21 protein-coding genes are annotated in these 25,493 nt (G+C 73.9%); 13 read left to right on the top strand and 8 right to left on the bottom strand.

What is annotated here, in order from left to right; all coding sequences use genetic code 11:
* The first annotated feature begins 266 nt into the window (after positions 1 to 266).
* From lpdA to ACFY0X_RS04780, 3 genes are all read left to right on the top strand, one after another.
* Entirely contained in the window at positions 267 to 1,673 is a 1,407-nt protein-coding gene (gene lpdA, locus ACFY0X_RS04790; RefSeq protein WP_097238208.1) for a dihydrolipoyl dehydrogenase, read from the top strand.
* 81 nt (positions 1,674 to 1,754) lie between these two features.
* Positions 1,755 to 3,509 carry a 2-oxoglutarate dehydrogenase, E2 component, dihydrolipoamide succinyltransferase gene (sucB, locus tag ACFY0X_RS04785; RefSeq protein ID WP_387748794.1) on the top strand — a complete coding sequence of 585 codons (1,755 nt, stop codon included), beginning with the start codon at positions 1,755 to 1,757 and terminating at the stop codon, positions 3,507 to 3,509.
* Positions 3,510 to 3,671: 162 nt separating this feature from the next.
* A complete protein-coding gene (locus tag ACFY0X_RS04780; protein ID WP_387748792.1) occupies positions 3,672 to 4,187 on the top strand; it encodes a DUF4240 domain-containing protein in 516 nt (171 codons plus the stop codon).
* Positions 4,188 to 4,248: 61 nt separating this feature from the next.
* Here the strand turns inward: ACFY0X_RS04780 and ACFY0X_RS04775 are convergent, their stop codons facing one another.
* On the bottom strand, positions 4,249 to 5,349 hold the full coding sequence (locus ACFY0X_RS04775) for a DUF2510 domain-containing protein (protein ID WP_387748790.1): 1,101 nt from the start codon (positions 5,347 to 5,349) through the stop codon (positions 4,249 to 4,251).
* A 191-nt stretch (positions 5,350 to 5,540) separates the two neighbouring features.
* Complete coding sequence (locus ACFY0X_RS04770) at positions 5,541 to 6,038, bottom strand: GNAT family N-acetyltransferase (protein ID WP_387748788.1); 498 nt, start codon at positions 6,036 to 6,038, stop codon at positions 5,541 to 5,543.
* 84 nt (positions 6,039 to 6,122) lie between these two features.
* Here ACFY0X_RS04770 and ACFY0X_RS04765 point away from each other — a divergent pair, with 84 nt between their 5' ends.
* Positions 6,123 to 7,028 carry a TIGR01777 family oxidoreductase gene (locus tag ACFY0X_RS04765; protein WP_387748786.1) on the top strand — a complete coding sequence of 302 codons (906 nt, stop codon included), beginning with the start codon at positions 6,123 to 6,125 and terminating at the stop codon, positions 7,026 to 7,028.
* Positions 7,029 to 7,492: 464 nt separating this feature from the next.
* On the top strand, positions 7,493 to 8,824 hold the full coding sequence (locus ACFY0X_RS04760; RefSeq protein ID WP_387748784.1) for an FAD-dependent oxidoreductase: 1,332 nt from the start codon (positions 7,493 to 7,495) through the stop codon (positions 8,822 to 8,824).
* A 273-nt stretch (positions 8,825 to 9,097) separates the two neighbouring features.
* Here ACFY0X_RS04760 and ACFY0X_RS04755 read toward each other — a convergent pair whose 3' ends face one another.
* Positions 9,098 to 10,966, bottom strand: coding sequence for a regulator (locus tag ACFY0X_RS04755; RefSeq protein ID WP_387748782.1), 1,869 nt, complete (start codon positions 10,964 to 10,966; stop codon positions 9,098 to 9,100).
* A gap of 344 nt (positions 10,967 to 11,310) precedes the next feature.
* On the opposite strand from ACFY0X_RS04755, the gene ACFY0X_RS04750 reads away from it, so the two are divergent.
* The 7 genes from ACFY0X_RS04750 (at position 11,311) to ACFY0X_RS04720 (ending at position 18,911) form a co-directional block, all read left to right on the top strand.
* Positions 11,311 to 12,072, top strand: coding sequence for a 3-hydroxybutyrate dehydrogenase (locus tag ACFY0X_RS04750; protein WP_387748780.1), 762 nt, complete (start codon positions 11,311 to 11,313; stop codon positions 12,070 to 12,072).
* 165 nt (positions 12,073 to 12,237) lie between these two features.
* The gene (locus ACFY0X_RS04745; RefSeq protein ID WP_387748778.1) at positions 12,238 to 13,629 is read left to right on the top strand and encodes an MFS transporter; all 1,392 of its coding nucleotides are present in this window, start codon (positions 12,238 to 12,240) and stop codon (positions 13,627 to 13,629) included.
* Between the two features lie 67 nt (positions 13,630 to 13,696).
* On the top strand, positions 13,697 to 15,607 hold the full coding sequence (locus ACFY0X_RS04740; RefSeq protein ID WP_387748776.1) for a helix-turn-helix domain-containing protein: 1,911 nt from the start codon (positions 13,697 to 13,699) through the stop codon (positions 15,605 to 15,607).
* 197 nt (positions 15,608 to 15,804) lie between these two features.
* Positions 15,805 to 16,575 (top strand): lipoyl(octanoyl) transferase LipB, encoded by a 771-nt coding sequence (gene lipB / locus ACFY0X_RS04735; RefSeq protein WP_387749284.1) that lies wholly within the window; start codon positions 15,805 to 15,807, stop codon positions 16,573 to 16,575.
* Positions 16,576 to 16,731: 156 nt separating this feature from the next.
* Positions 16,732 to 17,685, top strand: coding sequence for a lipoyl synthase (gene lipA / locus ACFY0X_RS04730; RefSeq protein WP_387748774.1), 954 nt, complete (start codon positions 16,732 to 16,734; stop codon positions 17,683 to 17,685).
* 175 nt (positions 17,686 to 17,860) lie between these two features.
* Positions 17,861 to 18,094 carry a hypothetical protein gene (locus tag ACFY0X_RS04725; protein WP_387748772.1) on the top strand — a complete coding sequence of 78 codons (234 nt, stop codon included), beginning with the start codon at positions 17,861 to 17,863 and terminating at the stop codon, positions 18,092 to 18,094.
* Positions 18,095 to 18,221: 127 nt separating this feature from the next.
* Positions 18,222 to 18,911, top strand: a complete 690-nt coding sequence (locus ACFY0X_RS04720) for a DUF4191 domain-containing protein (RefSeq protein WP_387748770.1) — start codon at positions 18,222 to 18,224, stop codon at positions 18,909 to 18,911.
* A 123-nt stretch (positions 18,912 to 19,034) separates the two neighbouring features.
* Here ACFY0X_RS04720 and ACFY0X_RS04715 read toward each other — a convergent pair whose 3' ends face one another.
* Positions 19,035 to 19,502, bottom strand: coding sequence for an RDD family protein (locus ACFY0X_RS04715; RefSeq protein WP_387748768.1), 468 nt, complete (start codon positions 19,500 to 19,502; stop codon positions 19,035 to 19,037).
* 274 nt (positions 19,503 to 19,776) lie between these two features.
* On the opposite strand from ACFY0X_RS04715, the gene glnA reads away from it, so the two are divergent.
* Positions 19,777 to 21,189 (top strand): type I glutamate--ammonia ligase, encoded by a 1,413-nt coding sequence (gene glnA, locus ACFY0X_RS04710; protein WP_387748766.1) that lies wholly within the window; start codon positions 19,777 to 19,779, stop codon positions 21,187 to 21,189.
* Between the two features lie 85 nt (positions 21,190 to 21,274).
* Here glnA and ACFY0X_RS04705 read toward each other — a convergent pair whose 3' ends face one another.
* The 4 genes from ACFY0X_RS04705 to ACFY0X_RS04690 all read right to left on the bottom strand — a co-directional run bounded on the left by ACFY0X_RS04705 (position 21,275) and on the right by ACFY0X_RS04690 (position 25,279).
* Positions 21,275 to 22,534, bottom strand: a complete 1,260-nt coding sequence (locus ACFY0X_RS04705) for an acyltransferase family protein (protein ID WP_387748764.1) — start codon at positions 22,532 to 22,534, stop codon at positions 21,275 to 21,277.
* A gap of 114 nt (positions 22,535 to 22,648) precedes the next feature.
* On the bottom strand, positions 22,649 to 23,359 hold the full coding sequence (locus tag ACFY0X_RS04700; RefSeq protein ID WP_387748762.1) for a DUF1345 domain-containing protein: 711 nt from the start codon (positions 23,357 to 23,359) through the stop codon (positions 22,649 to 22,651).
* Positions 23,356 to 24,003 (bottom strand): phosphatase PAP2 family protein, encoded by a 648-nt coding sequence (locus ACFY0X_RS04695; protein WP_387748760.1) that lies wholly within the window; start codon positions 24,001 to 24,003, stop codon positions 23,356 to 23,358. Before ACFY0X_RS04695 ends, ACFY0X_RS04700 begins: the two co-directional genes overlap by 4 nt.
* Positions 23,996 to 25,279: a diacylglycerol/lipid kinase family protein gene (locus ACFY0X_RS04690; RefSeq protein WP_387748758.1), complete on the bottom strand. Its 1,284-nt coding sequence runs from the start codon at positions 25,277 to 25,279 to the stop codon at positions 23,996 to 23,998. The genes ACFY0X_RS04695 and ACFY0X_RS04690 overlap by 8 nt, the downstream gene beginning before the upstream one ends.
* Positions 25,280 to 25,493 lie beyond the last annotated feature (214 nt).

The raw sequence follows: 25,493 nt of genomic DNA, 5'->3' as shown, positions 1-25,493 counted from the left end.
GCGAAACTTTGTTCCGCAGTACGGAAGAAGCCGCGGCGGGTAGCGCGGAAGCCGCCCGTCCGGCGGCTGTCAACACTGCTCTGAGCTGCGATGATGCCCTTCCGTCGGGGGCATTCCCGCCCTGGTGACCACTTCCTGGGACACCCCTGGGGCGGACCCGGACATCAGCCACCGTGAACAAGTGCGAAGATGTATTTCCGGCACGACTGGGCGCCCCACAAAGGCTTCCGACCCACCGGACCGCGACCGGCCCGGCGACCCACCCCATGCATGGAGGACGTGACGTGGCGAACGACGCCAGCACCGTTTTCGACGTAGTCATTCTCGGAGGCGGAAGCGGCGGTTACGCCGCGGCGCTCCGCGCCGCTCAGCTGGGCCTGAGCGTCGCCCTGGTCGAGAAGGGTGAGCTGGGCGGCACCTGCCTGCACCGCGGCTGCATCCCGACCAAGGCACTGCTGCACGCCGCGGAGATCGCGGACGAGACGAAGGAGGCCGCCGAGTTCGGCGTCCTGGCCACCTTCCAGGGCATCGACATCAACGGCGTCCACAAGTACAAGGACGACGTCATCGCCGGCCTGTACAAGGGCCTCCAGGGCCTGGTGGCGTCCCGCAAGGTGACCTTCATCCAGGGCGAGGGCAAGCTCTCCTCGCAGACCTCGGTCGACGTGAACGGCCAGCGCATCGAAGGCCGCCACATCGTGCTGGCCACCGGTTCCGTGCCGCGCTCGATCCCGGGCCTGGAGATCGACGGCAACCGCGTGATCTCCTCGGACCACGCCCTCAAGCTCGACCGCATCCCGAAGTCGGCCGTAATCCTCGGCGGCGGCGTGATCGGCGTCGAGTTCGCCTCGGTCTGGAAGTCCTTCGGCGTCGAGGTCACCATCGTCGAGGCGCTGCCGCACCTCGTCCCGCTGGAGGACGAGAACTCCTCCAAGCTGCTGGAGCGCGCGTTCCGCAAGCGCGGCATCAAGTTCGAGCTGAAGGCCCGCTTCTCGGGCGTCGAGTACACCGAGACCGGTGTCCGCGTCTCCACCGAGAACGGCAAGCAGATCGACGCCGACCTGCTGCTCGTCGCCATCGGCCGCGGCCCGGTCTCGGCCGGCCTCGGCTACGAGGAGAACGGCGTCGCGATGGACCGCGGCTACGTCCTGGTCGACGAGTACATGCGCACCAACGTGCCCACCATCTCCGCCGTCGGCGACCTCGCCCCGACCCTGCAGCTGGCCCACGTCGGCTTCGCCGAGGGCATCCTGGTCGCCGAGCGCCTGGCCGGCCTCAAGCCGGTGCCGATCGACTACGACGGCGTCCCGCGCGTGACGTACTCCAACCCCGAGGTGGCCTCCGTCGGCATCTCCGAGGCCAAGGCCGTCGAGCTGTACGGCAAGGAGAAGGTCGTCACCCTGAAGTACAACCTGGCCGGCAACGGCAAGAGCAAGATCCTGAAGACCGCCGGCGAGATCAAGCTCGTCCAGGTCAAGGACGGCGCCGTGGTCGGCGTCCACATGGTCGGCGCCCGCATGGGCGAGCAGGTCGGCGAAGCCCAGCTGATCTACAACTGGGAGGCCCTGCCGGCCGAGGTCGCGCAGCTCATCCACGCGCACCCGACCCAGTCCGAGGCCCTGGGCGAGGCGCACCTGGCGCTGGCCGGCAAGCCGCTGCACGCGCACGACTGATTTCGCCCCACCCCCCTTTCCCGGTACTTCCCGTACGCAAGTACTTCCCGTACGCAAGACTTGATAGGAGTCGCTGAAACCATGGCGGTCTCAGTAACACTGCCCGCGCTGGGCGAGAGCGTTTCCGAGGGCACCGTCACCCGCTGGCTGAAGGCCGAGGGTGAGCGTGTCGAGGTCGACGAGCCGCTGCTGGAGGTGTCGACCGACAAGGTCGACACCGAGATCCCGGCCCCGGCTTCCGGCATCCTCTCCTCGATCAAGGTCGGCGAGGACGAGACCGTCGAGGTCGGCGCCGAGCTGGCGGTCATCGACGACGGCTCGGGCGCTCCGGCCCCCGCCGCGGCCCCCGCCGCCGAGGCCGCGCCCGCCGCCGCCCCGGCTCCGGCCGCCCCGGTCGCCGAGGCCCCGGCTGCCGCCCCGGCCCCCGCTGCCGCCCCGGCTGCTCCGGCCGGCGACGCCACCCCGGTGCTGCTGCCCGCGCTGGGCGAGAGCGTTTCCGAGGGCACCGTCACCCGCTGGCTGAAGGCCGAGGGCGACACCGTCGAGGTCGACGAGCCGCTGCTCGAGGTCTCCACCGACAAGGTCGACACCGAGATCCCGTCGCCGGTCGCCGGCACCCTGGTGAAGATCCTGGTCGGCGAGGACGAGACCGCCGAGGTCGGCGCCCAGCTCGCGCTGATCGGCGCCGCCGGTGCCGTCGCCGCCGCCCCGGCCCCGGCTGCCGCTCCGGCCCCGGCCGCTGCCCCGGCCGCTCCGGCTCCGGCGCCCGCTGCCCCGGCCGCCCCGGCTCCGGCTCCGGCCGCTCCGGTTGCCGCCGCTCCGGCTCCGGCCGCTGCCCCGGCCGCCCCGGCGCCGGCTGCCGCTCCGGCTCCGGTCGCCCCGGCCGCTCCGGCCGCTCCGGTGGCCGACAACGGTGACGCCTACGTCACCCCGCTGGTGCGCAAGCTCGCCGCCGAGCACGGCGTCGAGCTGTCCTCCGTCGCCGGCACCGGCGTCGGCGGCCGCATCCGCAAGCAGGACGTCATCGCCGCCGCGGAGGCCGCCAAGGCCGCTCCGGCCCCGGCCGCCGCTGCCGCCCCGGCCGCCGCGCCGAAGGCCGCCGCCGCGCCGTCCGCCCTGCGCGGCCAGACGGTCAAGATGACCCGCATGCGCAAGGTCATCGGCGACAACATGCTCAAGGCCCTGCACGAGCAGGCCCAGCTGACCAGCGTGGTCGAGGTGGACGTCACCAAGATCATGTCGCTGCGCGCCAAGGCCAAGGAGGGCTTCCAGGCCCGCGAGGGCGTCAAGCTCTCCCCGATGCCGTTCTTCGTCAAGGCCGCCGCCCAGGCGCTGAAGGTCCACGCGGTCGTCAACGCGCGGATCAACGAGGCCGAGGGCACGGTCACCTACTTCGACACCGAGAACATCGGCATCGCGGTGGACTCCGAGAAGGGTCTGATGACCCCGGTCATCAAGGGTGCGGGCGACCTCAACATCGCCGGCATCTCGAAGAAGACCGCCGAGCTGGCCACCAAGGTCCGCGACAGCAAGATCACCCCGGACGAGCTGTCCGGCGCCACCTTCACCATCAGCAACACCGGCTCGCGCGGTGCGCTGTTCGACACCGTGATCGTGCCGCCGAACCAGGTCGCCATCCTGGGCATCGGCGCCACCGTCAAGCGCCCGGTGGTCATCGAGGCCGACGGCGGCACCGCCATCGGCATCCGCGACATGGTCTACCTGTCGCTCTCCTACGACCACCGCCTGGTGGACGGCGCCGACGCCGCCCGCTACCTGGTCTCGGTCAAGGAGATCCTGGAGGCCGGCGAGTTCGAGGTCGAGCTCGGCCTCTGACCTCACCAGGTCCCCAGCGGAACCCCGCGTACGGAACCCCGCGTCGTCCCCGGACGGCGCGGGGTTCCGCCGTTCCCGGCCCCTGACCGCGCCGAGTCGCGGACGGCGCGCGTCGAGTCGTGGCATGCGCTGACGCGGCCGAACGGGGATGCTGGAGCGGTGATGGACGAGACGGACTTCTGGCAGATCATCGACGAGACCCGGGACGCCGCCGACGGCGACCCCGACGAGCAGGCTGACGTACTGGTGGAACGGCTCCTCCAGCTGACCCCGGACGACGTGATCGACTTCGCCCGGCTGTTCCAGGCGCGGTTCCACCGCGCCTACCGGCACGACCTGTGGGGCGCGGCCTACCTGCTGCTCGACGGCGCCTCCGACGACACCTTCGACTACTTCCGGTTCTGGCTGATCGGCCAGGGCCGGGAGGTCTTCGAGGGCGGGCTGGCCGAGCCGGACGACCTGGCGGACCTGCTGCCCGAGTTCGACGAGGAGGAGGACGGCGAGGCCGAGGACCTCGGCTACGCCGCCGACGAGGCGTACGAGCAGCTGACCGGGCTGCCGCTGCCCGAGGTGGGCGGGCGGCCGCCGGAGCGGCCGTCCGGGGCGGCGCTGGACTTCGACGACCCGGACGTCATGGCCAAGCGCTTCCCCAAGCTCTGGGAGCGGTACGGGGACTAGGTGTTCCGGCCCGGCCGCCCCGGCCCCGTTCCGGCCGCGGTTCGGCCGCGCCCCGGTCGCGTCAGGTGCTGCTGCCGGAGGAGCTGTCCTGCTTGATGCCCTTGAGGATCTGGTCCAGCACGGAGAACTCCGGCGCGGCCGGGCTGTCGTCCACGCCGCCCTCCATGACGACGTAGCCGCCGCCCTTGGCCGGGAGGGCGACCAGCAGGACGTAGCCCTGGGTGCCGTCGGTGGTGCGGATGTGCCAGCGGGTGGCGTAGCCGAGCACGCCGGCCACGCTGACGTACCCGGAACCGGCGTCGGTGTGCGAGTTGACGCCGGAGAAGATCTGCCCGGTGTAGACCGGCATCTGGGCGTCGGCCGCCGCCTTGGGCGTACTGCCCTGGATGGTGTCCTTCTCGACCGAGAACTGGCCGCGGATGCAGGTGCCGCCGTCCGGGCAGGTGTAGCGGCCGGTGCCGAGGTAGACCGACGAGTGCGGCGGGTTGCCGGACACCTCCCAGCCGTCGAAGACCGGCACGGTGATCCCGTGCTGCGCGTCGGGGACGGTGCTCTTGACCACCGGCAGGGGCTTGGGTGCCGTGGGGCTGCTGGTGGGCGCGGTCGGGCTGGGGCGCGGTGTGGGGCTCGCGCTCCCGGTCACGGTGACCGTGGGGTTCGGGGTCGGGTCCGCCTTCGGGTCGCCGCCGCCACCGCTGAACACGACCCCGGCGATGGTCCCGCCCACCGCCAGCACGGCGACCGCGATGCCGATGATCAGGCCGGTCTTCGGCTTGGCCGCCGGGGCCGGCGGCGGGTACCCCGGGCCCGGGTAGCCGTAGCCCGGGCCCTGGGGCGGGTAACCGCCCTGGGCCTGGCCCTGGTAGGCGTCCTGGCCGGGGTAGCCGTCCTGACCGGGGTAGCCGTAGGCGGGTGCCGGGGAGCCGTTCTGGCCCGGGTAGCCGTAGGCCGGGGCCGCCGAGGAGCCGGGGTAGCCGTAGCCGGGCCGCTGGTCGGACGACGTCCAGGTCTGGGTGGGGGCGTCGGCGAGCCCGCCCGCGACGCCGCCCTGGAGCGGCCGGACCTCGCTGGTCCAGGCGCTGCCGTCCCACCAGCGCTCGTGACCGGGGGTGCCGTCCGCACCCGGGACCGGGTACCACCCGGGAGGCGTCGAGTTGCTCACGGGCGTACGGTACCCGGCGCGGTGGCGGTCCAGACAGGGCGGGACCGTCACGACTCTGCACCGTCCGTCGGGTGGCGAACCACCTCGTCCGGCGGGCCGGTCCGAGCGGTCGGCGGGTGGGCCCGGGGGCGCCCGCCTGGAGCCGCCTGTGACCGCCTGGGCCTGCGGCGCCCGGGGGCGCCCGCGTGGGTTCAGCCGGTCAGGCGGCGGGCCATCCAGACGTCGTCCACGTACCGGCCGTCGATCAGGAACTCCTCGGCCAACGAGCCCTCGACGACGAAGCCGCAGCTCTCGTAGAGCCGACGGGCCGGGGCGTTCCAGCCGAGCACCCGCAGGCTCATCTTGCGGGCCCCCTCGGCCCGGGCCGCCTCGCAGGCCGCCTCGACCAGCCGGCGGCCGATGCCCCGGCCGCGGACGGTGCCGTCGACGGCCAGGCCCTGGATCTGCCGTACGTGCCGGTTGCTCGCCAACGGGGTGGCCGGGACCTGACGGACGTAGCCGACGATCCGGCCGTCCAGCACGGCCAGCTGGAACTGCTCGGGGACGTGCCGCTCGTCGAACAGCGGGGCCTGGACGTCCGGTTGCGGGGAGACGTCGGAGAGGATGGACCAGGCCGCGTGGTTGAGGACGGCGAGTTCGCGCTCGTCCTCGCTCCGCGCCGTACGGATGATCAGATCGTCGTCAGGCATGCGCGTCATGCTAACGGGGGCGTCCGGATGTGACGGGCGGTCGGGATCGCCGCGGGAGCGGGCGGGAGCTGCGAGGATGGCCGCATGCGCATCGCTGTCACGGGTTCCACGGGATTGATCGGTTCGGCGCTCGTCCGCTCCCTGCTGGCGGACGGCCATGAGGTGGTCCGGCTGGTCCGCCACCGCTCGAAGACCGGCCCCCGGCCGGACGGCAGCACCGGGATCGGCTGGAACCCGCTGCTCGGCGAGGTCGAGCGGGACGGGCTGGCCGGGGTCCAGGCGGTGGTGCACCTGGCCGGCGCCGGGGTCGGCGACCGCCGCTGGACGGACTCCTACAAGCGGGAGATCCGGGAGAGCCGGGTGTACGGCACCGAGACGCTGGCCGTCGCCCTGGCCGGGCTCAAGGAGCCGCCGCAGGTCTTCGTGAGCGCCTCCGCGGTCGGCTGGTACGGGCAGACCGGTGACCGGGTGATCGACGAGGACTCCCCCGCGGGCGACGACTTCCTGGCCGAGGTCTGCCGGGAGTGGGAGGACGCCGCCCGGCCGGCCGAGCGGGCCGGGATCCGGGTCGTCCACCCCCGCACCGGGATGGTGCTCTCCGCGGCCGGCGGTGCGGGCGGGCGGCTGTTCCCGCTGTTCAAGCTGGGCCTCGGCGGGCGGCTCGGCAGCGGGCGGCAGTACTGGAGCTTCATCTCGCTGCACGACGAGGTGGCCGCGCTGCGGTTCCTGATCGACCACGACGACCTCTCCGGCGCCTTCAACCTCACCGCGCCCAACCCGGCGACCAACGCCGAGCTGACCTCCGCGCTCGGACGGGCGCTGGGGCGGCCGACGCCGTTCCCGGTGCCGGAGGCGGTGCTCAAGCTGGTGCTGGGCGAGCTGGCGGTCGAGGTGGTCGGCAGCCACCGGGTGGTGCCGCGGCGGCTGCTGGACGCGGGCTTCCGCTTCACCCACCCGGACGTGTACTCGGCGGTGCTCGCGGCGATGTGACGGAAGGGCCTGCGCGCGGGGCGGGGGCACGTGGTGCCGGGCCCGCTGCGATGGCGGTGCGGGGCCGGTGGGCGTGCGGGTTGCTACGCACGCCGGGCGGCCGGAGGTGCGCGCGGGTCCTGCGGAGCCGTGCGTACTCCGACTACGGCATCCGCCCTGGCCAGGGGCATATGCCGGGCGGGGGCCGAGGGGGCCCGAGGAGGGGGCGCATGGGAGCACATGGCGGGCGCGTCGCACGCCCCCGGTGACCGTACGCGCCCATCGACCCCCGAACCCGGCCGCACGGCGCACTGTCCGTGACCGCGCCCCCGCCCGGTGCTGCACAACCCTCCCCGCCCCTCGGATCCGGCCCGATGCGCTTGTCTGATGCTCACACTGACTGGGCATCACCCTCGTCGGACCGTGTCCCGGCACCCCGCTGCCTGCGTCGGCCGGAGCCCCGGGACCAGGGAGGGAGCACGCCAGTGCCCACGTACGACTTCACCCGCCGCGCCCGTCGGCCGTCCGACCCGGACGTCGTCGTGGTCGGCGCCGGACTCGCGGGCCTGGCCGCCGCCCGCGCGCTCACCGGCCACGGCCTCGCCGTTCAGGTCCTGGAGGCCACCGACCGGATCGGCGGCCGGATGGCCACCCGCGAGCAGGACGGATTCCGGCTCGACGACGGCAGCCACCTGCTGAACACCGCCTTCCCCGAGCTGCACCGCACGCTCGACCTCGACCGCCTCGACCTGCGCCCGCTCGCGCCCGGCGTGCTGGTGCACAGCGCCGGCCGCCGCTACCGCGCCGGGGACCCCCAGCTCACCGTCGCCCGGCAGGCCGCCGCCCGGGCCCCGCTCGGCAGTCCGCTGGACAAGGCCCGGCTGGGCGGCTGGCTCGGCCGCCTGGCCACCACGCCGGTCAGCCGGCTCCAGGCCCGGCCGGAGACCACCGCGGCCCGCGCGCTGGCCGGCCACGGCCTCTCCCAGCGCACCGTGGACGGCTTCCTGCGCCCGCTGCTCGGCGCGCTGCTCGCCGACCCGGCCCTCGGCACCAGCAGCCGGGTCGCCGACCTGGTGCTGCGCTCCTACGCGCGCGGGCGGCTCTGTCTGCCCGCCGACGGGGCCGCGGCGGTGCCGGCCCAACTCGCCGCCGCGCTGCCCGTCGGCACCGTCCGCACCCGGGTGCGGGTCACCTCGATCGCCGCCGACGGCGTGGAGACCCTCGCACACGGGCGGATCGGCGCCCAGGCCGTCATCGTCGCCACCGACGCCCGCTCCGCCGCCGAACTGCTGCCCGGGCTACGGCTGCCGGACTTCCACCCCGTCACGACCTTCTTCCACGCGGCCGACGCCGCCCCGCTGGGCGAGGCCGTGCTGCTGCTCGACGGCGACCGGCCGAACGGGCACCCGCCGCTGGTCTCGCACTCGCTGGTGCTCAGCGAGCTGCACCCGTCCTACGCCCCGGCCGGCCAGGCGCTGATCGCCAGCACCGTGCTCGGGCGGCGCGCCTTCGACCTGGGCGGCCCGGCCGGGCTGGAACCGGCCGTGCGGGCCCGGCTGGCCGAGCTGTACGGCGGCTCGACCGCGGGCTGGCAGTTCCTCGGCGTGCGGCACGTCCCGGACGCGCTGCCCGCGATGCCGCCGCCGCACAACCCCCGCCGCCCGGTGCGGCTGCTGGCCGGGCTGTACGTCGCCGGGGACCACCGGGACACCAGCACCGTGCAGGGCGCGCTGGTGTCCGGTCGGCGGGCGGCCCAGGCGGTGCTGGGCGACCTCGGCGTCCCGGCCGACGCCCGGGAGGCGGAGGCGGCGGCCTGACGGGCGGGAGGCGGAGGCCCGTCGGCCGACGGCCGGCTGCCGCGCGCCGCGAGGCTCCCGGTCGCGTCGGCGGTCCGCCGGGGTGACGGATCGACGGCGCGCCAGGACACCGGACCGGTCGGCCTGACGGCCCCGACCGCTCATCCGGTGGTGTCGACCATGCGGCCGGCCGGGCGGCGGCCCGCCGGAACGGGCGGGCGCCGCGCGGTCGGCCCCGTGCACCCCGCCGGTCGGGTCGCCGCCGCCCGTCGGCCGGGCCGCCACGCCCGCCGGTCAGATCACCCCCGCCTGGCGGGCCGTCTCCTCGAAGGCTCGGGCCACCGGGCTGCCGCGGTAGGGCGTGAGCCGGCGGTGGAAGTCCCGGACGTACTCCAGCGAGCGGGCCGAGCGCATCTCCCCCGCCGCCCGCAGCGCGTCGGTGGCCATGGTGCAGGCCTCGTCGAGGTCCCCCATGCCGAGCCGTGCGGTGGCCAGCACCAGACGGCAGAAGATGCGGCTGCGGGCGTAGGCGGGCGAGCGCAGCCGCAGCGACTTCTCGGCGTGCTGCGCGGCCGTCCGCCACTGCTGGAGGTCGCGGTAGCAGTGGGCGAACTCGTCGGAGAGCTGGGCCTCGTCGAAGTACCGCGCCCAGGAGGGCAGTTCGTCACCCGTCCGGGCCGCCGCCAGGGAGCGCTCGGCGCGCACCAGGGCGGTGGTGCAGGACCGGACGTCGCCCAGCAGGCCGTGCCCGCGCGCCTCAGCGGCGTGCATCAGCGACTGGACGACCGGCGGCACCGCGGTGCCCACGCCCTGCTGGGCGACCCGGGCGAGCTGGACCGCCTCCCGGCCGTGGCCCAGGTGGACGGCCTGCTGGCTCATCGTCACCAGCACGTAGCCGCCGAGCGCGCGGTCCCCGGCGGCCTGGGACAGGCGCAGCGCCTGGACGAAGTAGCGCTGGGCGAGGCCGTGCGCGGCGATGTCGAAGGACGTCCAGCCGGCCAGCCTGGTGAGGTCGGCGACCGCGCCGAACAGGGCCCGGCCGATCTGCTCGCCGTAGCGGCCGCGCAGCATCGGCTCGGCCTCGCTCTCCAGGTAGCGGACCAGCGCCTGGCGGGCGTGGCCGCCGCCGTAGGCGTGGTCGAGCGCGCGGAAGAGGTCGCCGACGGCGCGGATGGCGGCGATGTCGCCCCGCCCGACCCGCAGGGCGGGGCGGGACTCGCGGGCCGGGTCGGTGTACGGCGGCTCCACGGCGACCGGCGGCCGGCGGCTCTGCACCGGCACCCGGCCGATGGTGGGGGCGGTGCCGGTGGTCCCGGCGGTGCTGCGGGCGGTGGGGGCACCGGGAGCTCCGGGGGCCGGGCCGCGCGCCGGGCTCCCGGGGGACGCACCGGGCGCGCCCGGCGCCGGGGCGCCGGTGATGGCCGCGGAGGTGGCGCTGCCGGCCGGCGGGCCGGTGGCGGCGTCCGGCCGGGCCAGGGTCGAGCCGTCCCGGGCGACCCGCTCGTCGGTGCGCCCGATCAGCCAGTCCCGGCTGGGGACGACCAGGCCGGCCGGGGTGAAGGCGATCCGGCGCAGCTCGGACTGCGGGCCGTTGTCCTTGCGCCACATGCTCGCCACGATGTCCACCGCCTCCTGCGGCGTCTCGGCGAACTCCAGGCCGGCGTAGACCGGGGCGCAGGCGTCCAGGCCGAGGTCCTGGGCGGTGAGGCGGCGGCCGAGCCGGCGGGTGAAGACCTCGGCGATCAGCGCCGGGGTGGCGCCGCGCGGCTGCTGGCCGCGCAGCCAGCGGGTGACCGAGGTCTTGTCGTAGCGCAGGTCGAGGCCGTGCTCCAGGCCGAGCTGGTCGACCCGGCGGGCGAGGCCCGCGTGCGAGAAGCCGGCCTCCTCGATCAGCGCCGCGAGCTGGCCGTTCTGCGGGGCCGGGCCGGCGTGGCCGGGGCCGCGGGCCGGGGCGGGCGCGGGCGCGGCGGGGCCCTCGTGCCGGTCGGGTGTGGCCTGCACCGGCAGCCGAAGGTCGTCGGCGTCCGGGGCGTCGGCGGGCAGCGTTTCGGCGGTCAGGGCGTCGGGGGCGTCCGGAAGGGTCCGGCCGACCGGACCTCGGTGCTGGCCGAGCGGGTCGAGCGGTCCGTACGCCGGGCTGTCGGTTGCAGGCCGTTGGGGCATGTCTGTCAACACCTCTCGGACGTCGCACCGGGCCTCACCAGCACTTCGGCGGCCTGGGGCGGCGCCCCCTGTCGGGAATCGGCGTGAATGTAGCGAGCATTCGGGCGCTATGGGTGGATCTGACCGAGCAATCCACCGAACGGGTGAAGCAACCGCGCCCATTGTGGGGAAGCGACGTCACCTTGGGTTTGCTCGTCCGGGGCCGAACCGTCGGCGGTTCCGAGGGTCGATCCGCCGTTCGGACCCCATACCGGCGTCATGGCGGACAACACCACAGCTCACAGGAATGCTGTGGCGGTCCGCCACATGGGAGCGGGGCCGCCGGATTCCTACCGTTCTCGGCCATGGACACCTCTACTGCCCGCCCGCTCGCCGGCCGCACGGCCATGGTCACCGGGGCCGCCTCGGGCATCGGCCGGGCCTGCGCCGAGGCCTTCGCCGGGGCCGGCGCCCGGGTCTACGTCGTCGACCTCGCGGCCGGCCCGGCCGAGGAGCTCGCCGAGCGGATCGGCGGCCGCGCGATCGTCGCCGACCTCGCCGATCCCGGGGCCGTGGACGCCCTCCCGGACGACGCCGACATCGTCGTCAACAACGCCGGCCTCCAGCACGTCGCGCCCGTGCACGAGTTCCCGCCCGACCGCTTCGCGCTGATCCAGCGCGTCATGGTCGAGGCCCCGTTCCGCATCCTGCGCCGCACCCTGCCGCACATGTACGAGCAGGAGTGGGGCCGGGTCGTCAACGTCTCCTCCGTCCACGGCCTGCGCGCCAGCGCCTTCAAGTCCGCGTACGTCACGGCCAAGCACGGGCTGGAGGGCCTGAGCAAGACCGTCGCCCTGGAGGGCGCGCCGTACGGCGTCACCAGCAACTGCGTCAACCCGGGCTACGTCCGGACTCCCCTGGTGGAGAAGCAGATCGCCGCCCAGGCGCTCGCCCACGGCATCCCCGAGGACGAGGTGGTCGAGCGGATCATGCTCGACCGCACCGCCGTGAAGCGCCTCATCGAACCCGACGAGGTCGCCCAGCTCGCCCTCTGGCTCTGCTCTCCCGCCGCCTCCTACATCACCGGCGCCAGCCTCCCCCTCGACGGCGGCTGGACGGCCCACTGAGCGGGCAGCGCTCCGCTCTCCGACAGCCCCGCTCGACAGCCCCGCTCATAGGGTGGGCAGGCACATTCGACCCCGGGACTGTGTGGTCCACCCACATAGTCCCGGGGTCGGGCGCTTCCTACCTTGTGGCGACATCGTCTCCCCCTGGTTCTGGAAGTGGTGGCCATGAACGCCCCTGCACGAGGTACGGAAGCCGGCAGCTCACTCCCGAGAGTGGTGGCTGCCAGCCTGATCGGCACGACGATCGAGTGGTACGACTACTTCCTGTACGGAACAGCGGCGGCGCTGGTGTTCGGGAGGCTGTTCTTCCCGCACAGCGATCCGCTGACCGGGACGCTGCTGTCCTTCCTGACCTACGCCATCGGGTTCGCGGCGCGGCCGCTCGGGGCGCTGGTCTTCGGTCACTTCGGGGACCGGGTCGGCCGGAAGAAGCTGCTGGTGGTGAGCCTGCTGCTGATGGGCGGGTCGACCACCGCGATCGGGCTGCTGCCGACGTACGACTCGATCGGCGTCGCGGCGCCGGTGCTGCTGACGGTGCTGCGACTGGTGCAGGGCTTCGCGCTCGGCGGCGAGTGGGGCGGCGCCGTGCTGCTGGTGTCGGAGCACGGGGACCAGCGGCGGCGCGGGTTCTGGGCGTCCTGGCCGCAGGGCGGGGCGCCGGCCGGGAACCTGCTGGCGGCCGGGGTGCTCTCGCTGATGACGGCGGTGCAGTCGGACGCGGAGTTCCTGGCGTGGGGCTGGCGGGTGCCGTTCCTGCTGTCGGCCCTGCTGGTCGTGGTCGGGATGTGGATCCGGCTCGCGGTGGACGAGTCGCCGCTGTTCAAGCAGGCGCTGGCGGCGCAGCAGGAGCGGAAGCGGGAGCGGACGACGGCCGAACGGCTGCCGCTGGTGGAGGTGCTGCGGAACCACTGGCGGGAGGTGCTGGTGGCGATGGGCGCGCGGATGGCGGAGAACATCTCCTACTACGTGATGACGACCTTCGTGCTCACCTACGCCGTCACCCACGCCCACTTCTCCAAGCAGACCGCGCTGAACGCCGTCCTGATCGCCTCCGCGATCCAGTTCGCGCTGATCCCGCTGTTCGGCGCGCTCTCCGACCGGGTCGGGCGCAGGCCGGTGTACCTGGTGGGCGCGGTCGGCGTGGGCGCCTGGGCCTTCGTCTTCTTCGGCCTGGTCGACCTGGGGTCCTTCGGCTCGCTGGTCACCGCGGTGACGGTCGGCCTGGTCTTCCACAGCGCCATGTACGCACCCCAGGCCGCCTTCTTCTCCGAGCTGTTCGCGACCCGGATGCGGTACTCGGGCGCCTCGATCGGGGCCCAGTTCTCCTCGGTGGCGGCCGGCGCCCCGGCGCCGCTGATCGCCACCGCGCTGCTCAAGGACTACGGCAGCGCCACCCCCATCTCGGTGTACGTCGCGATCGCCGCGGTGATCACCGTGGTGGCGGTGCTCTGCGGCCGGGAGACCAGGGGCCAGGACCTCGCCGAGGTCGACGGCGGAAGCGACCGGGAAGGCCAGGAGCCGGACGCGGCCGCGGCCGGAAAGCCCGCCGTCGCCTGAGGACCGAGCCGATACGATCGCGCTTTCTCGGAACCGACGGAACCGACGCCGATTGGCAGCACGCACCATGAACCACCCTCACGAAAGCGCCGCACCCGCGCTGCGGCGGCTGCTCGACCTGCTCGCCTCCGGCGCCGCCACCGAGGACTTCGCCGACGTGCTGGCCGACGCCCGCCGCCGCGGGGCGCCGGCCGCCGTCCTCGCCGAGATCGACGACGCCACCTGGCAGGCCCTGCGGGTCCACCGGACACTACGTCAACACCGGCGTCGGGAAGCCGAGTTGACTGCCCTGTTCGACACCGCCGGCGACCTCGCCGCCTCCCGGGACCTGGACACCGTGCTCCAGGCGATCGTCCGCCGGGCCCGGATGCTGCTCGGCACCGACACCGCGTACCTGACCCTGCCGGACGAGGCCGCCGGCGACACCTACATGCGGGTCACCGACGGCTCGGTCTCCGTCCTGTTCCAGACCCTGCGGCTCAGCCTCGGCGACGGCCTGGGCGGCCTGGTCGCGCAGACCGCCCGCCCGTACGCCACCCCCGACTACCGCAACGACGCGCGCTTCCACCACACCGGCACCATCGACGCGGGCGTGCTGGACGAGGGCCTGGTGGCGATCATCGGGGTGCCGCTGCTGCTCGGCGGGCAGGTCATCGGCGTCCTGTTCGCCGCCGACCGCACGCCGCGCGCCTTCTCCCCCGACGAGGTCGCGCTGCTCTGCTCGCTGGCCGCGCACGCCGCGATCGCCCTGGACACCGCCAAGTCGCTGGCCGACACCCGGGCCGCGCTCGCCGAGCTGAACGCCGCCAACGAGCTGGTCCGGGCCCACTCCGCCGCCGTCCAGCGGGCCGAGCAGGCGCACGACCGGCTCACCGACCTGGTGCTGCGCGGCGCCGAGGTGCCGGACGTCGCGGCCGCCGTCGCCACCCTGCTGGGCGGGGAGATAGCGGTCCTGGACGCCGAGGGCGAGCCGCTGGCCGGCCGCGCCGCGCCCGCCGCCGAACTCGCCGAGGCGGTCGCCGCCTCCCGCGCCGAGGGGAGGTCCGTACGGCACGGCGAGCAGTGGGTGTGCGCGGTGCTGGCCGGGCACGACGCGCTCGGCACCATGGTGCTGCGCGGCCGGCCCGGCCTCGACGACGCCGACCGGCGGCTGTTCGAGCGGGCCAGCGTGGTCACCGCGCTGCTCCTGCTGCTGCGCCGCTCGGTCGCCGAGACCGAGAACCGGGTCCGCGGCGAGCTGCTCACCGACCTGCTGACCGCCCCCGAGCGCGACCCGGCCGGGCTCACCGCGCGCGGCCGCCGGCTCGGCGTCGACCTCGCCCGGCCGCACCTGGTGCTGGTCGCGGAGCCCGCCGACGGGCAGGGCGACGACCGGGCGCGGCTGGCGGGCGCGGCCCGGCGCTACCTGTTCGGCTCCCGGGGCGTCAGCGCCGAGCACGCCGAGACGGTGGTGCTGCTGGCGCCCGTCGAGGCCGGCGGCACCGACGACGCCGAGGAGACCGCCCGGCAGGCCGCCGAGCGGCTGGCCCGGCTGGCCGGGTTCCCGGTCACCGTCGGCGCGGGCCGCCCGGCCGCCGGGCCGTCCGCGCTGGCCGCCGCCTACGGCGAGGGCCTGCGCTGCGTCCGGGCGCTGCGGGTGCTCGGCCGCGCCGGGGAGGGCGCCTCCGCCCGCGCGCTCGGCTTCCTCGGCGTGCTGCTCGGCGACGGCCACGACGTGGACGGCTTCGTCGGCGCGACGCTCGGCCCGCTGCTGGCGTACGACGCCCGGCGCGGCACCGAGCTGGTCCGCACCCTGCGCGCGTACTTCGACTGCGGCGGCAGCCTGACCAGGGCCAAGGACGAGCTGCACGTCCACGTGAACACCGTGGTCCAGCGACTGGACCGGGTCGAGGCGCTGCTCGGGCGGGACTGGAACCAGCCGGAGCGGTCGCTGGAGCTCCAGCTCGCGCTGCGGCTGCAGTTGCTCGCGGGGGGCTGAGCGCGAGCGGGGGGAGGTCGGCGGGGAGCTCGGCGGGGACGGGGTCGGGCCGCGCCGGGCGGTTGCCGGGCCGGGGTGAAGGCGAGCGGGCGGGACGGCTGGAAGGTCCGACCCGGCCGGGGCGTACAGTGGCGAGGTTGGTCTCGAACGCCTGGCAAGGAGCGGCAGCGGTGAGCGAGAACGTGCGTTTTGTCCACATGGGCATAGGTGAGCGGACCGTGCCCTACCAGGAGGCCTGGGAGGAGCAGCAGCGGCTGCACGCGCTGCGGGTCGCGGACGAGATCCCCGACACCGTCCTGCTCCTGGAGCACCAGTCGGTGTACACCATGGGCAAGCGCACCAACCCCGCCGACCTCCCGCTGGACGGCACCCCGGTGGTGGAGGTCAACCGGGGCGGGGAGATCACCTGGCACGGCCCCGGCCAGCTGGTCGGCTACCCGATCGTCAAGCTGCCCGACCCGATCGACGTCATCGCCTACGTCCGCCGGCTGGAGGAGGCGCTCATCCGCACCGCCGGCGAGTTCGGCATCGGGTCGACCAGGGTCGAGGGCCGCAGCGGGGTCTGGGTGCTGGGCGACTCCATCCCGGACGCCGTGGTGGACCCGGCGCAGGTGGTGGACATCGGCAGGCTGACCCTGCGGATGGGCCTGCCGCTGGGCATCGACCCGCGGCTGGCCGGCCCCGAGTACGCCCCCTCCAACGCCGGGCAGCGCGGCGACGACCGCAAGCTCGCCGCGATCGGCGTGCGGGTCGCCCGCGGGGTGACCATGCACGGCTTCTCGCTCAACTGCGACCCGGACATGACCTGGTTCGACAAGATCGTGCCGTGCGGCATCCGGGACGCGGGCGTCGCCTCGCTCACCGGCGAGCTGAAGCGCGGACTGTCCGTCGCCGAGGCGGCCCCGGTGGTCGAACGCCACCTGGCGGACGTCCTCGCCGAGCTGCCGGAGCCGGCGCCCAGCCACTGAACCCGCCCCCGCCGGCCGCCGGAAGACGCGGCGGCCGCTGGGAATCTACCGACCGGTAGCCGTGTTGCCCTGCGATTGCAGGGCGGCAGGCCCGGCGAAGGCCGTACAACCACAGGCGTACCCTGGGGGTACCCCGTCTAGTTCTAGGAGTCGCACGTGTCCGCTGTCGCGCCCGACGGCAGGAAGCTGCTCCGCCTGGAGGTCCGCAACAGCGAGACCCCCATCGAGCGGAAGCCCGAGTGGATCAAGACCCGCGCGAAGATGGGCCCGGAGTACAACGCCCTCCAGTCGCTGGTGAAGAAGGAGGGGCTGCACACGGTCTGCCAGGAGGCCGGCTGCCCCAACATCTTCGAGTGCTGGGAGGACCGCGAGGCGACCTTCCTCATCGGCGGTGACCAGTGCACCCGCCGCTGCGACTTCTGCCAGATCGACACCGGCAAGCCCGCCGAGTTCGACCGCGACGAGCCGCGCCGGGTCGCCGAGTCCATCGTCACCATGGACCTCAACTACGCCACCATCACCGGCGTCGCCCGCGACGACCTGGCGGACGGCGGCGCCTGGCTGTACGCCGAGACCGTGCGCCAGGTGCACGCGATGACGGCCGACCGCGAGGCCGGGCGCACCGGCGTCGAGCTGCTCATCCCCGACTTCAACGCGGTGCCCGAGCAGCTGGCCGAGGTCTTCTCGTCCCGCCCCGAGGTGCTCGCGCACAACGTCGAGACGGTGCCGCGGATCTTCAAGCGGATCCGCCCGGCGTTCCGCTACGAGCGCTCGCTGGACGTCATCACCCAGGCCCGCGCGGCCGGGCTGGTGACCAAGTCCAACCTGATCCTGGGCATGGGCGAGACCCGCGAGGAGGTCAGCCAGGCGCTGGCCGACCTGGTCGGCGCCGGCTGCGAGCTGATCACCATCACCCAGTACCTGCGCCCCTCGCTGCGCCACCACCCGGTGGAGCGCTGGGTGAAGCCGCAGGAGTTCGTCGAGCTGCAGCAGGAGGCCGAGGAGCTGGGCTTCGCGGGCGTCATGTCGGGCCCGCTGGTGCGGTCCTCGTACCGGGCCGGCCGGCTGTACCGGCAGGCGCTGGAGCGGCGCGAGCAGGCCGCGGTCTGACGGCCGCCTGACGGTCCCCGACCGTTTCGAGCCATGGGAAGGGCGGAGCTCCGGCTCCGCCCTTCCGGTTTCACCACACTTTGACTGGCTGGTCACGGGCTGGTAACACGGGGTGGGGACTCTGGACGCCTGGTGAGCGTTCGATTCTTCTCAGCCACGGGAGGAGCTGTTCGGCATGCGGATGGAGACGCGGATGCAGATGCGGATCCGGTCGGTGGGGGTGGCGCTGCGGTTCGCCGAGAGCGTCCTGCTCGCGCCCGGCCAGCGGCACGCGCGGAGCAACGCGTGGGCGGCGGTGTGCGAGAACCGCCGGTACGCGGCGGACCGCCGGCACGACGACGACGCGGTGGCGGCGGGGACGGCGGGCACGGCCGTGGACGCGGCGGGGGCGCGGCCCGTACGGCGGTGACGCTTCGGCGCCGTCGAGGCCCCCGGCGTCGCTCTGCGCGACGGCGCGCGGGCGGACGGGTCACGGTTGGGGCGAACGGGTACCCGGGCTTGGATATCCCGTACCCGTGCCACGTACCATGAGCGTTATGGCGAGGGAAACATCCGAGAACCCCGGACGGCTGAAGCAGATCCGTCTGGCGTACACCATGACCAAGAAGGTCGACACCAAGATCGGCCTGATCATCGCCGGCGTCGGCCTGCTGACCTTCGGCGTGTTCCTCGCCATCGGCTTCGCGATCGAGCATCCCGTCTACCTGGGCATCCTGGGCTTCATCGTGGCCGTACTGGCCATGGCGATCGTCTTCGGGCGCCGGGCCGAGCGCGCCGCGTTCGGGCAGATGGAGGGGCAGCCGGGCGCCGTCGCGGCGGTGCTGAACAACATCCGGCGCGGCTGGAGCTCCAACTCCACCCCGGTCGCGGTCACCCGCAACCAGGACGCGGTCTACCGCGCCGTGGGCCGGGCCGGCATCGCGCTGATCGGTGAGGGCAACCCCAACCGGGTCCGCCAGCTGCTGGCGTCCGAGAAGAAGAAGATGGCCCGTGTGGTCGGCGACGTGCCGGTGCACGACATCGTGGTGGGCACCGGCGAGGGCGAGGTCCCGCTGAAGAAGCTCCAGATCCACCTGATGCGCCTGCCCCGCGCCATCACCGCCGCCCAGGTCACCGAGACCAACGACCGCCTGCGCGCGCTGGGCGACCTGCTCTCCAAGGCGCCGATCCCCAAGGGCCCGATGCCGAAGGGCGCCCGGATGCCCAAGGGCGGCCAGGCCCGCTGACCCTCCCCCGCCCCTGACGACACGAGAACGGCCCCGCCGCGGAAGCTCCGCGGCGGGGCCGTTTCGACGTTCGTACCGGCGTCCGTACGGCCTTCGTACCGCCTTTGCACCGGGGGCCCGGTGTCAGATCCGGACCTCGACGGTGCCGACCGCCTTGTCGTGCAGGCCGCGGGTGTCGCGGTCCCAGACCAGCGGCGGGATCACCAGGCAGAGCAGCAGGGTGCGCAGCAGGACCTGCGGGATGGTCGCGCGGCCGCCGTCCAGCCGGACCACCCGCAGGCCGAACAACCGCTTGCCGACCGTCGTGCCGGTGGTGGCCAGCAGCAGGGACGCGACCAGGAAGTACAGCGGACTGGTCCACAGGTTGGCCTCGGCCTGGTCGCCGTGGGCGATCAGCCCGTACGCGACCAGGGCGACCAGCCAGCCGTCCACGAACAGGGCGCCGATCCGGCGGCCGGGGCCGGCGACCGAGCCGGGGCCCTCCTTGGGCAGCCCGAGGCGCTCGCCGCGGTAGCCGAAGTCGGCGCCCATCTTCTCGGCGGCCGCCCGCGGGCCGTCGATCCACGATCCCAACGCTTCTCTGGTGTCCACGAATCCACACTAACCGGGCTGACGGCGTGCGCCGCCACCGGCTCCCCTCCGGCCCGGCCATCACCCCCGACCGGGTGAATCGCCGTTCCGGAGCTTTCCAAGTGGTCCAGACCACTTGGGGCAGGGCGCCCAGCTGGGCGGGGCGATTTGTCCCGTACCGTACGTCTTTGCCGCCCGCCCGGCGGTCGTGGTTAACATCTAGGAAACGAGCGGGTCACCGAGTGGAAACGACCCATTCCTATGGTGAGCCACATTCGCACGCCGAGGAGGATGGATGTTCAACAACGCCGCCGAAGTGAAGCAGTACATCCAGGACAACGACGTGAAGTTCGTCGACGTCCGTTTCTGCGACCTGCCGGGCGTCCTGCAGCACTTCTCCGTACCTGCGGCGACCTTCGACCCGTCCGAGATCCTGATGTTCGACGGCTCGTCGATCCGCGGCTTCCAGGCCATCCACGAGTCCGACATGGCCCTGGTGCCGGACCTCGCCACGGCCCGCCTCGACCCCTTCCGGGCCGAGAAGCACCTCAACATCAACTTCTTCATCCAGGACCCGGTCACCGGCGAGGCGTACAGCCGCGACCCGCGCAACGTCGCCAGGAAGGCCGAGGCCTACCTCGCCTCCTCCGGCATCGCCGACACCGCGTACTTCGGGCCCGAGGCCGAGTTCTACGTCTTCGACTCGGTCCGCTTCGAGACCAGCGCCAACGCGTCCTTCTACCACATCGACTCGGAGGCCGGCGCCTGGAACAGCGGCGCCGCCGAGGGCGACGTGCGCGGCTACAAGGTCAAGTACAAGGGCGGGTACTTCCCCGTCCCGCCGGTCGACCACTTCGCCGACCTGCGCGCCGAGATGTCGCTGGAGCTCGCCAAGGCCGGACTGGAGGTCGAGCGCCAGCACCACGAGGTCGGCACCGCCGGCCAGGCCGAGATCAACTACAGGTTCAACACCCTGCTGCACGCCGCCGACGACCTGATGCTGTTCAAGTACATCATCAAGAACGTCGCCTGGCGGAACGGCAAGACCGCCACCTTCATGCCGAAGCCGATCTTCGGCGACAACGGCTCGGGCATGCACGTCCACCAGTCGCTGTGGACCGAGGGCACCCCGCTCTTCTACGACGAGCAGGGCTACGCCGGGCTCTCCGACACCGCCCGCTACTACATCGGCGGCCTGCTGCGGCACGCCCCCTCGCTGCTGGCGTTCACCAACCCCTCGGTGAACTCCTACCACCGCCTGGTGCCGGGCTTCGAGGCGCCGGTCAACCTGGTCTACTCGCAGCGCAACCGCTCCGCCGCGATCCGCATCCCGATCACCGGCTCCAACGCCAAGGCCAAGCGCATCGAGTTCCGAGCCCCGGACCCGGCCTCCAACCCCTACCTGGCCTTCGCCGCCATGCTGATGGCCGGCCTCGACGGCATCCGCAACAAGATCGAGCCGCTGGAGCCGGTCGACAAGGACCTCTACGAGCTGGCCCCCGAGGAGCACGCCAACGTCCCCCAGGTCCCGTCCTCCCTCCCCGCCGTCCTCGACGCCCTGGAGGCCGACCACGAGTACCTCCTCGCGGGCAACGTCTTCACCCCGGACCTGATCGAGACCTGGATCGACTACAAGCGCACCAACGAGATCGCCCCGATCGCCCTCCGCCCCCACCCGCACGAGTTCGAGCTCTACTACGACCTCTAGAGGTCCCGGGCCCGCGCGAACGGCGCCGGGCGGGTGGTCCGATCTTCGTCGGGCCGGCCGCGCGGCGCCGTTCGGCTGCCGGGGGTCAGTGGTGGTCGGGGGTGTGCGGGGGGCGGGGTTCCTTCGGGGTGAAGGCCGTGGTCCAGGGGGTGGAGACGGTCGCCAGGATGCCGGGGGCGGGGGTCGCGGCCGGGGCGGGCTGTGGGGGGAGCGGCTCGGCGGCGCGGAGTTGGTCGATGCTCCTGGTCATGCCGGTCTTGAGGCGGGGGGTCAGGGGCTTCTCGATGATCCGGTGGACGAGCCAGGACGCGACCAGCATGGCGACCGTGACGAGGCCGACCGCCGTCCAGGGCTTGACGTCGCGGTCGTGGAGGGCGCGCAGCGCGGTCCAGCCCATGGTCTCGTGGAGCAGGTACAGCGGGTAGGTGAGGGCGCCGGCGAAGGTGAGCCAGCGCCACTGGATCCGGGAGCCCCAGCCCAGCGCGACCACGATCATGACCAGGTAGGAGAGGGTGGTCAGCAGCACGGCGGGCCAGGTCGGCAGCTCGGGCCGGCCGAGGTAGGGGTTCACCTCCTTCTGGTGCTGGATGGTGAAGAGGACCGAGAGGATCCAGCTGATCCCGACGATGCCGAAGAGCATCAGGTTGGGACCGTACCGGTGGACCAGGTAGAGGGCGAGGCCGGCCACGAAGAACGAGGAGACCTGCGACATCGCGAAGAAGTCGAGCACGGGCCACTTGGTGCTCGCCGCGACGATGCCGGCGACCGTCCAGATCGAGCAGAAGGCGACGATCCGCCGGTAGGTCACCCCCCGCCAGACCACGATGGCGAAGAGCAGGTAGAAGCGCAGCTCGATCCAGAGCGTCCAGTAGACGGCGTCCACGTCCTTGATGCCCAGGCCCTCCTGGAACATCGTCAGGTTGGCGAGGACCTGCTCGGACGGCAGCGGCTGGCGCACCAGCGGCCACACCACGACGACGGCGGTGGTGAGCAGGACCGCGAACCAGTACGCGGGGTAGAGCCGGATGACCCGGGAGCGGACGAAGTCGCCCACCGGACGGCCCCAGCTGCTCATGCAGATCACGAATCCGCTGATCACGAAGAACAGGCATATTCCGGTCCACAGGTAGGCCCCGGGCACGGAGGCACGGTGGAACACCTGCTCGACCGGCCTGCCCCAGGCACTCTCCTCGGGCTTGGTGCCGCCGCCGTAGCCGACGTAGTGATGGAAGACCACCATCAGCGCGGCCAGGATGCGCAGGCCGTCCAGGACGGCGAGACGGCCGCCCCGGCCGGCCTTGCGGCGGCCCGGGGAACCTGGTCGTTGCCGGGGGAAAATGCTCACGGCAGAAGATAGCGCACGGACGTTCAGATGACCGGTGCAGGCCGGGGGTGATGTCGGGTCGGGTCGGGGCGGGACGGGGGCGGGAGCTGGGGCGCGTCCGGGGCCGGGCGGGGGTCAGAGGCTGTTCAGGGCGGAGACCAGGCTCGCCACGGTGACGGTGTTGAAGACGAAGGCGATGAGCGAGTTGGCCGCCACCGTGCGGCGCATCTCCCGGGAGAGCACGTTGACGTCGGTGGTGCCGAAGGTGGTCATCAGGGAAAGGGCGAAGTAGAGGTAGTCGAGCCAGGTCGGGCGGCCGCCGCCGGGGAACTCCAGGCCCTGCTCGTCCTCCACCAGGTTGTCGGCCTGGAAGGCGACGGCGAAGGAGACCGCCACGCAGGCCCAGGCGAGCACGACCAGGACGAGGGCCACCAGTGCGCGGGGCACCGGGGAGAGTTCGGAGCCCAGGTAGCCGGGGCGCCAGACCATCGCCACCAGCAGGGCGGCGGCCGCGATGGGGATCGAGACGCCCGGCCCGGGCGCCGAGCCGAGGACGTAGCGCTGGAGCATCGTGCCGCGCTCCGTGCGCCGGGCCCAGCCGCGCACCCGCTCGCCGGACGCGGTGGTGAAGACCACCGAGGTGATCGCGAAGTACGGGAGGAGGTAGGCGAGCAGCACCAGGACGCCCACGTCCGCGCCCGAGATCTGCCACCAGTCGTCGTCCAGGGCGATCAGCACCACCGCCGTGCCCGCCGCGACTAGGACGCCCGCGGAGGAGCGGCGGCGTTCCGAGAGCCACCGGTCGGGTTCCCTGTCCGCGGCCGGGCCGGTGTGCGGCCCGCTCATTCCGGGAGGCGCGGCGGCACGGTCCGGACGACGGCCAGGGACGCCACCGCGGCCGTGAAGCCGAGCAGCGCGCCGGCCGCGACATCACCCGGGTAGTGCACGCCGGTGTGGACCCGGGAGTAGCCGACCGCGGCAGCCAGCGCGCCGAGCGGCACCGCCGCCGGCGGCAGCAGGACGCCGACCGCGGTGGCGAAGGCCGTCGCCGAGGCCGTGTGCCCGGACGGGAAGGAGGCCGACTCCGGCATCGGCACCTGCCGGTCGACGGCCACCCGGGCCTGCTCGCGGTCGGGCCGGCGGCGGCGGACCAGCCGCTTGCCGAGCAGGTTCGCCGTCACCGAGGCCAGCGCCACCGCGCCGACCCCGGCCACCGCCGCCTGCCGGGGGCGGCCGGGCCACGGGGCGAGGAGCGCGGCGACGGTGAGCGAGATCTTCGAGCGGTCGGCGGCCCGGGAGAGCCGGCGCAGCGCGGTGTCCAGGGTCGGGGTGGGCGTGGCGGCGACGGCCGCGTAGACGGCCCCGTCGATCGCCCGCAGGTCGCTGAGCACGGCCTCGGTGGGCGGGTCGGCGGCTGTACCGGCGGGCGCGTCGGCGGGCGGCGGGACGGGACGGGACGACGGAGCGGTGTCGTGGTTCGGGTCAGTCACGGGTCGGCCCCTCGGCGGTCGGGTCGGAGCCGCGGTCGGTGCGGCCGAAGGCGATGGCGGTCAGCCGGCGCCAGGTCACGGGCGGTACGGGGGCGGGGACGCCCGGGCGGTCGCGCGGCACCAGGACCCGCAGGGCCTGCGGGCGCAGCGTGCACACCACCGGGACGGACATCCGCAGCGCCTCGCCGTCGACCGCCACCGGGATCTCGTCCGCGTCCGCGGTCACCTCCACCTGCCGGGCGGTCAGCACCGTCAGCCCGGTGGACTGGGCGCCGCGCAAGGCCAGGTCGGCGGCCTGCGCCGCGCCCTCCACCCGGATGCCCAGCACGCCGAGCCGGCCGGCGTCGAGCCGGGGGCGGCGGCCGTCGACACCGAGGTCGTCGGCCGAGCCGTAGGGATTGTTGCTGACCAGCACCGCGTGCTGGGCGGGCAGCGCGGTGGCGTCGGCCCGGGCGTCGACCCGCCGGACGCCCTCGCCGACCAGCAGGTCCGGCAGCAGGTCCAGGGCCGTACCGGCCTTGTCGTCGCGGTACTCGGGGCGCTGCACGAGGTCGGCGTACACCCCGAAGGAGACGGTGTTGACGAAGGGCCGGCCCGCGACCGTGCCGAGGTCGACCCGCAGTTCCTCGCCGTCGGTCAGCGCGTCCAGGCAGCGGGCGGGGTCGGCGCGGTCGAGGCCGAGGTCCATGGCGAAGTGGTTGCGGGTGCCGGCCGAGACCACCAGGAACGGCAGGTCGTGCTCGGCGGCGACGGCCGCGACCAGCGCCTGGGTGCCGTCGCCGCCCGCCACGCCGAGCAGGTCCGCGCCCTCGGCCACGGCCGTCCGGGCCAGCGCGGCGACGTCGGCGGGCGCGTCGGGGTCGAGCACGACGACCCGGGCGCCGAGTGCCTCCGCCCGCTCGACCAGCCCGAAGCGGCCGACCTTCCCGCCGCCGGACTTCGGGTTCATGATCAGGACCGGCCGCTGCCGCCGCGGCGCGGCGCTCGCCCGCATCGGCTGCTCGGGGCGGGCCCGGCGCAGCGCCGCGCGGGCGAAGGCCAGTGCGGCGGCCCAGACCAGGACGAGGACCAGGGCGGTCAGCCACAGCGTGCGGTGGGCGAAGAACACCAGCACCGCGACCGGCGCCGCGACCGCGACGAGCAGACCGAACGCCCGGACCGCGCCCCGGTAGGCCAGGAACCACCAGACGCCGACGGCCCAGACGACCAGTCCGAGCAGCCCCGCCCCGACCACCAGCAGTCCGCCCTCCCCCAGGGCGAACAGCAGCACCCCCACGGCTCCCACCGCCGCCGCCAGGGCGCATCTCGCGAGCAGCGGCGCGCCGGTTCCGGTGCCGGTGTCCGTCCTCCGTGTCCCGTCGATCTCGTCCTCCCGTGCCGCGCCCTCGGGGCCCGGTCGGGCCGGTCGGGCCCGGTCGTTGCCAGCAGCCTGCGCAGTCCCGTGCCCGGAAGCATCCTCACCGGCCCGTTCGGGTGACCGGAGGCGTCGG

Origin of the sequence: Kitasatospora sp. NPDC001547 (genome assembly GCF_042894165.1) — a bacterium.
Taxonomy (GTDB): Bacteria; Actinomycetota; Actinomycetes; order Streptomycetales; family Streptomycetaceae; genus Kitasatospora.
Note: the sequence above shows the minus strand (reverse complement) of the source record. Positions and strands in the feature narration are given on the sequence as shown.

Coding starts and splice junctions, on each gene's coding strand:
- lpdA (WP_097238208.1), top strand. CDS start 267: ATGCATGGAGGACGTGACGTGGCGAACGACGCCAGCACCGTTTTCGAC.
- sucB (WP_387748794.1), top strand. CDS start 1,755: ATGGCGGTCTCAGTAACACTGCCCGCGCTGGGCGAGAGCGTTTCCGAG.
- ACFY0X_RS04780 (WP_387748792.1), top strand. CDS start 3,672: ATGGACGAGACGGACTTCTGGCAGATCATCGACGAGACCCGGGACGCC.
- ACFY0X_RS04770 (WP_387748788.1), bottom strand. CDS start 6,038: ATGCCTGACGACGATCTGATCATCCGTACGGCGCGGAGCGAGGACGAG.
- ACFY0X_RS04765 (WP_387748786.1), top strand. CDS start 6,123: ATGCGCATCGCTGTCACGGGTTCCACGGGATTGATCGGTTCGGCGCTC.
- ACFY0X_RS04755 (WP_387748782.1), bottom strand. CDS start 10,966: ATGCCCCAACGGCCTGCAACCGACAGCCCGGCGTACGGACCGCTCGAC.
- ACFY0X_RS04750 (WP_387748780.1), top strand. CDS start 11,311: ATGGACACCTCTACTGCCCGCCCGCTCGCCGGCCGCACGGCCATGGTC.
- ACFY0X_RS04745 (WP_387748778.1), top strand. CDS start 12,238: ATGAACGCCCCTGCACGAGGTACGGAAGCCGGCAGCTCACTCCCGAGA.
- ACFY0X_RS04740 (WP_387748776.1), top strand. CDS start 13,697: ATGAACCACCCTCACGAAAGCGCCGCACCCGCGCTGCGGCGGCTGCTC.
- lipB (WP_387749284.1), top strand. CDS start 15,805: ATGGGCATAGGTGAGCGGACCGTGCCCTACCAGGAGGCCTGGGAGGAG.
- ACFY0X_RS04725 (WP_387748772.1), top strand. CDS start 17,861: ATGCGGATGGAGACGCGGATGCAGATGCGGATCCGGTCGGTGGGGGTG.
- ACFY0X_RS04720 (WP_387748770.1), top strand. CDS start 18,222: ATGGCGAGGGAAACATCCGAGAACCCCGGACGGCTGAAGCAGATCCGT.
- glnA (WP_387748766.1), top strand. CDS start 19,777: ATGTTCAACAACGCCGCCGAAGTGAAGCAGTACATCCAGGACAACGAC.
- ACFY0X_RS04700 (WP_387748762.1), bottom strand. CDS start 23,359: ATGAGCGGGCCGCACACCGGCCCGGCCGCGGACAGGGAACCCGACCGG.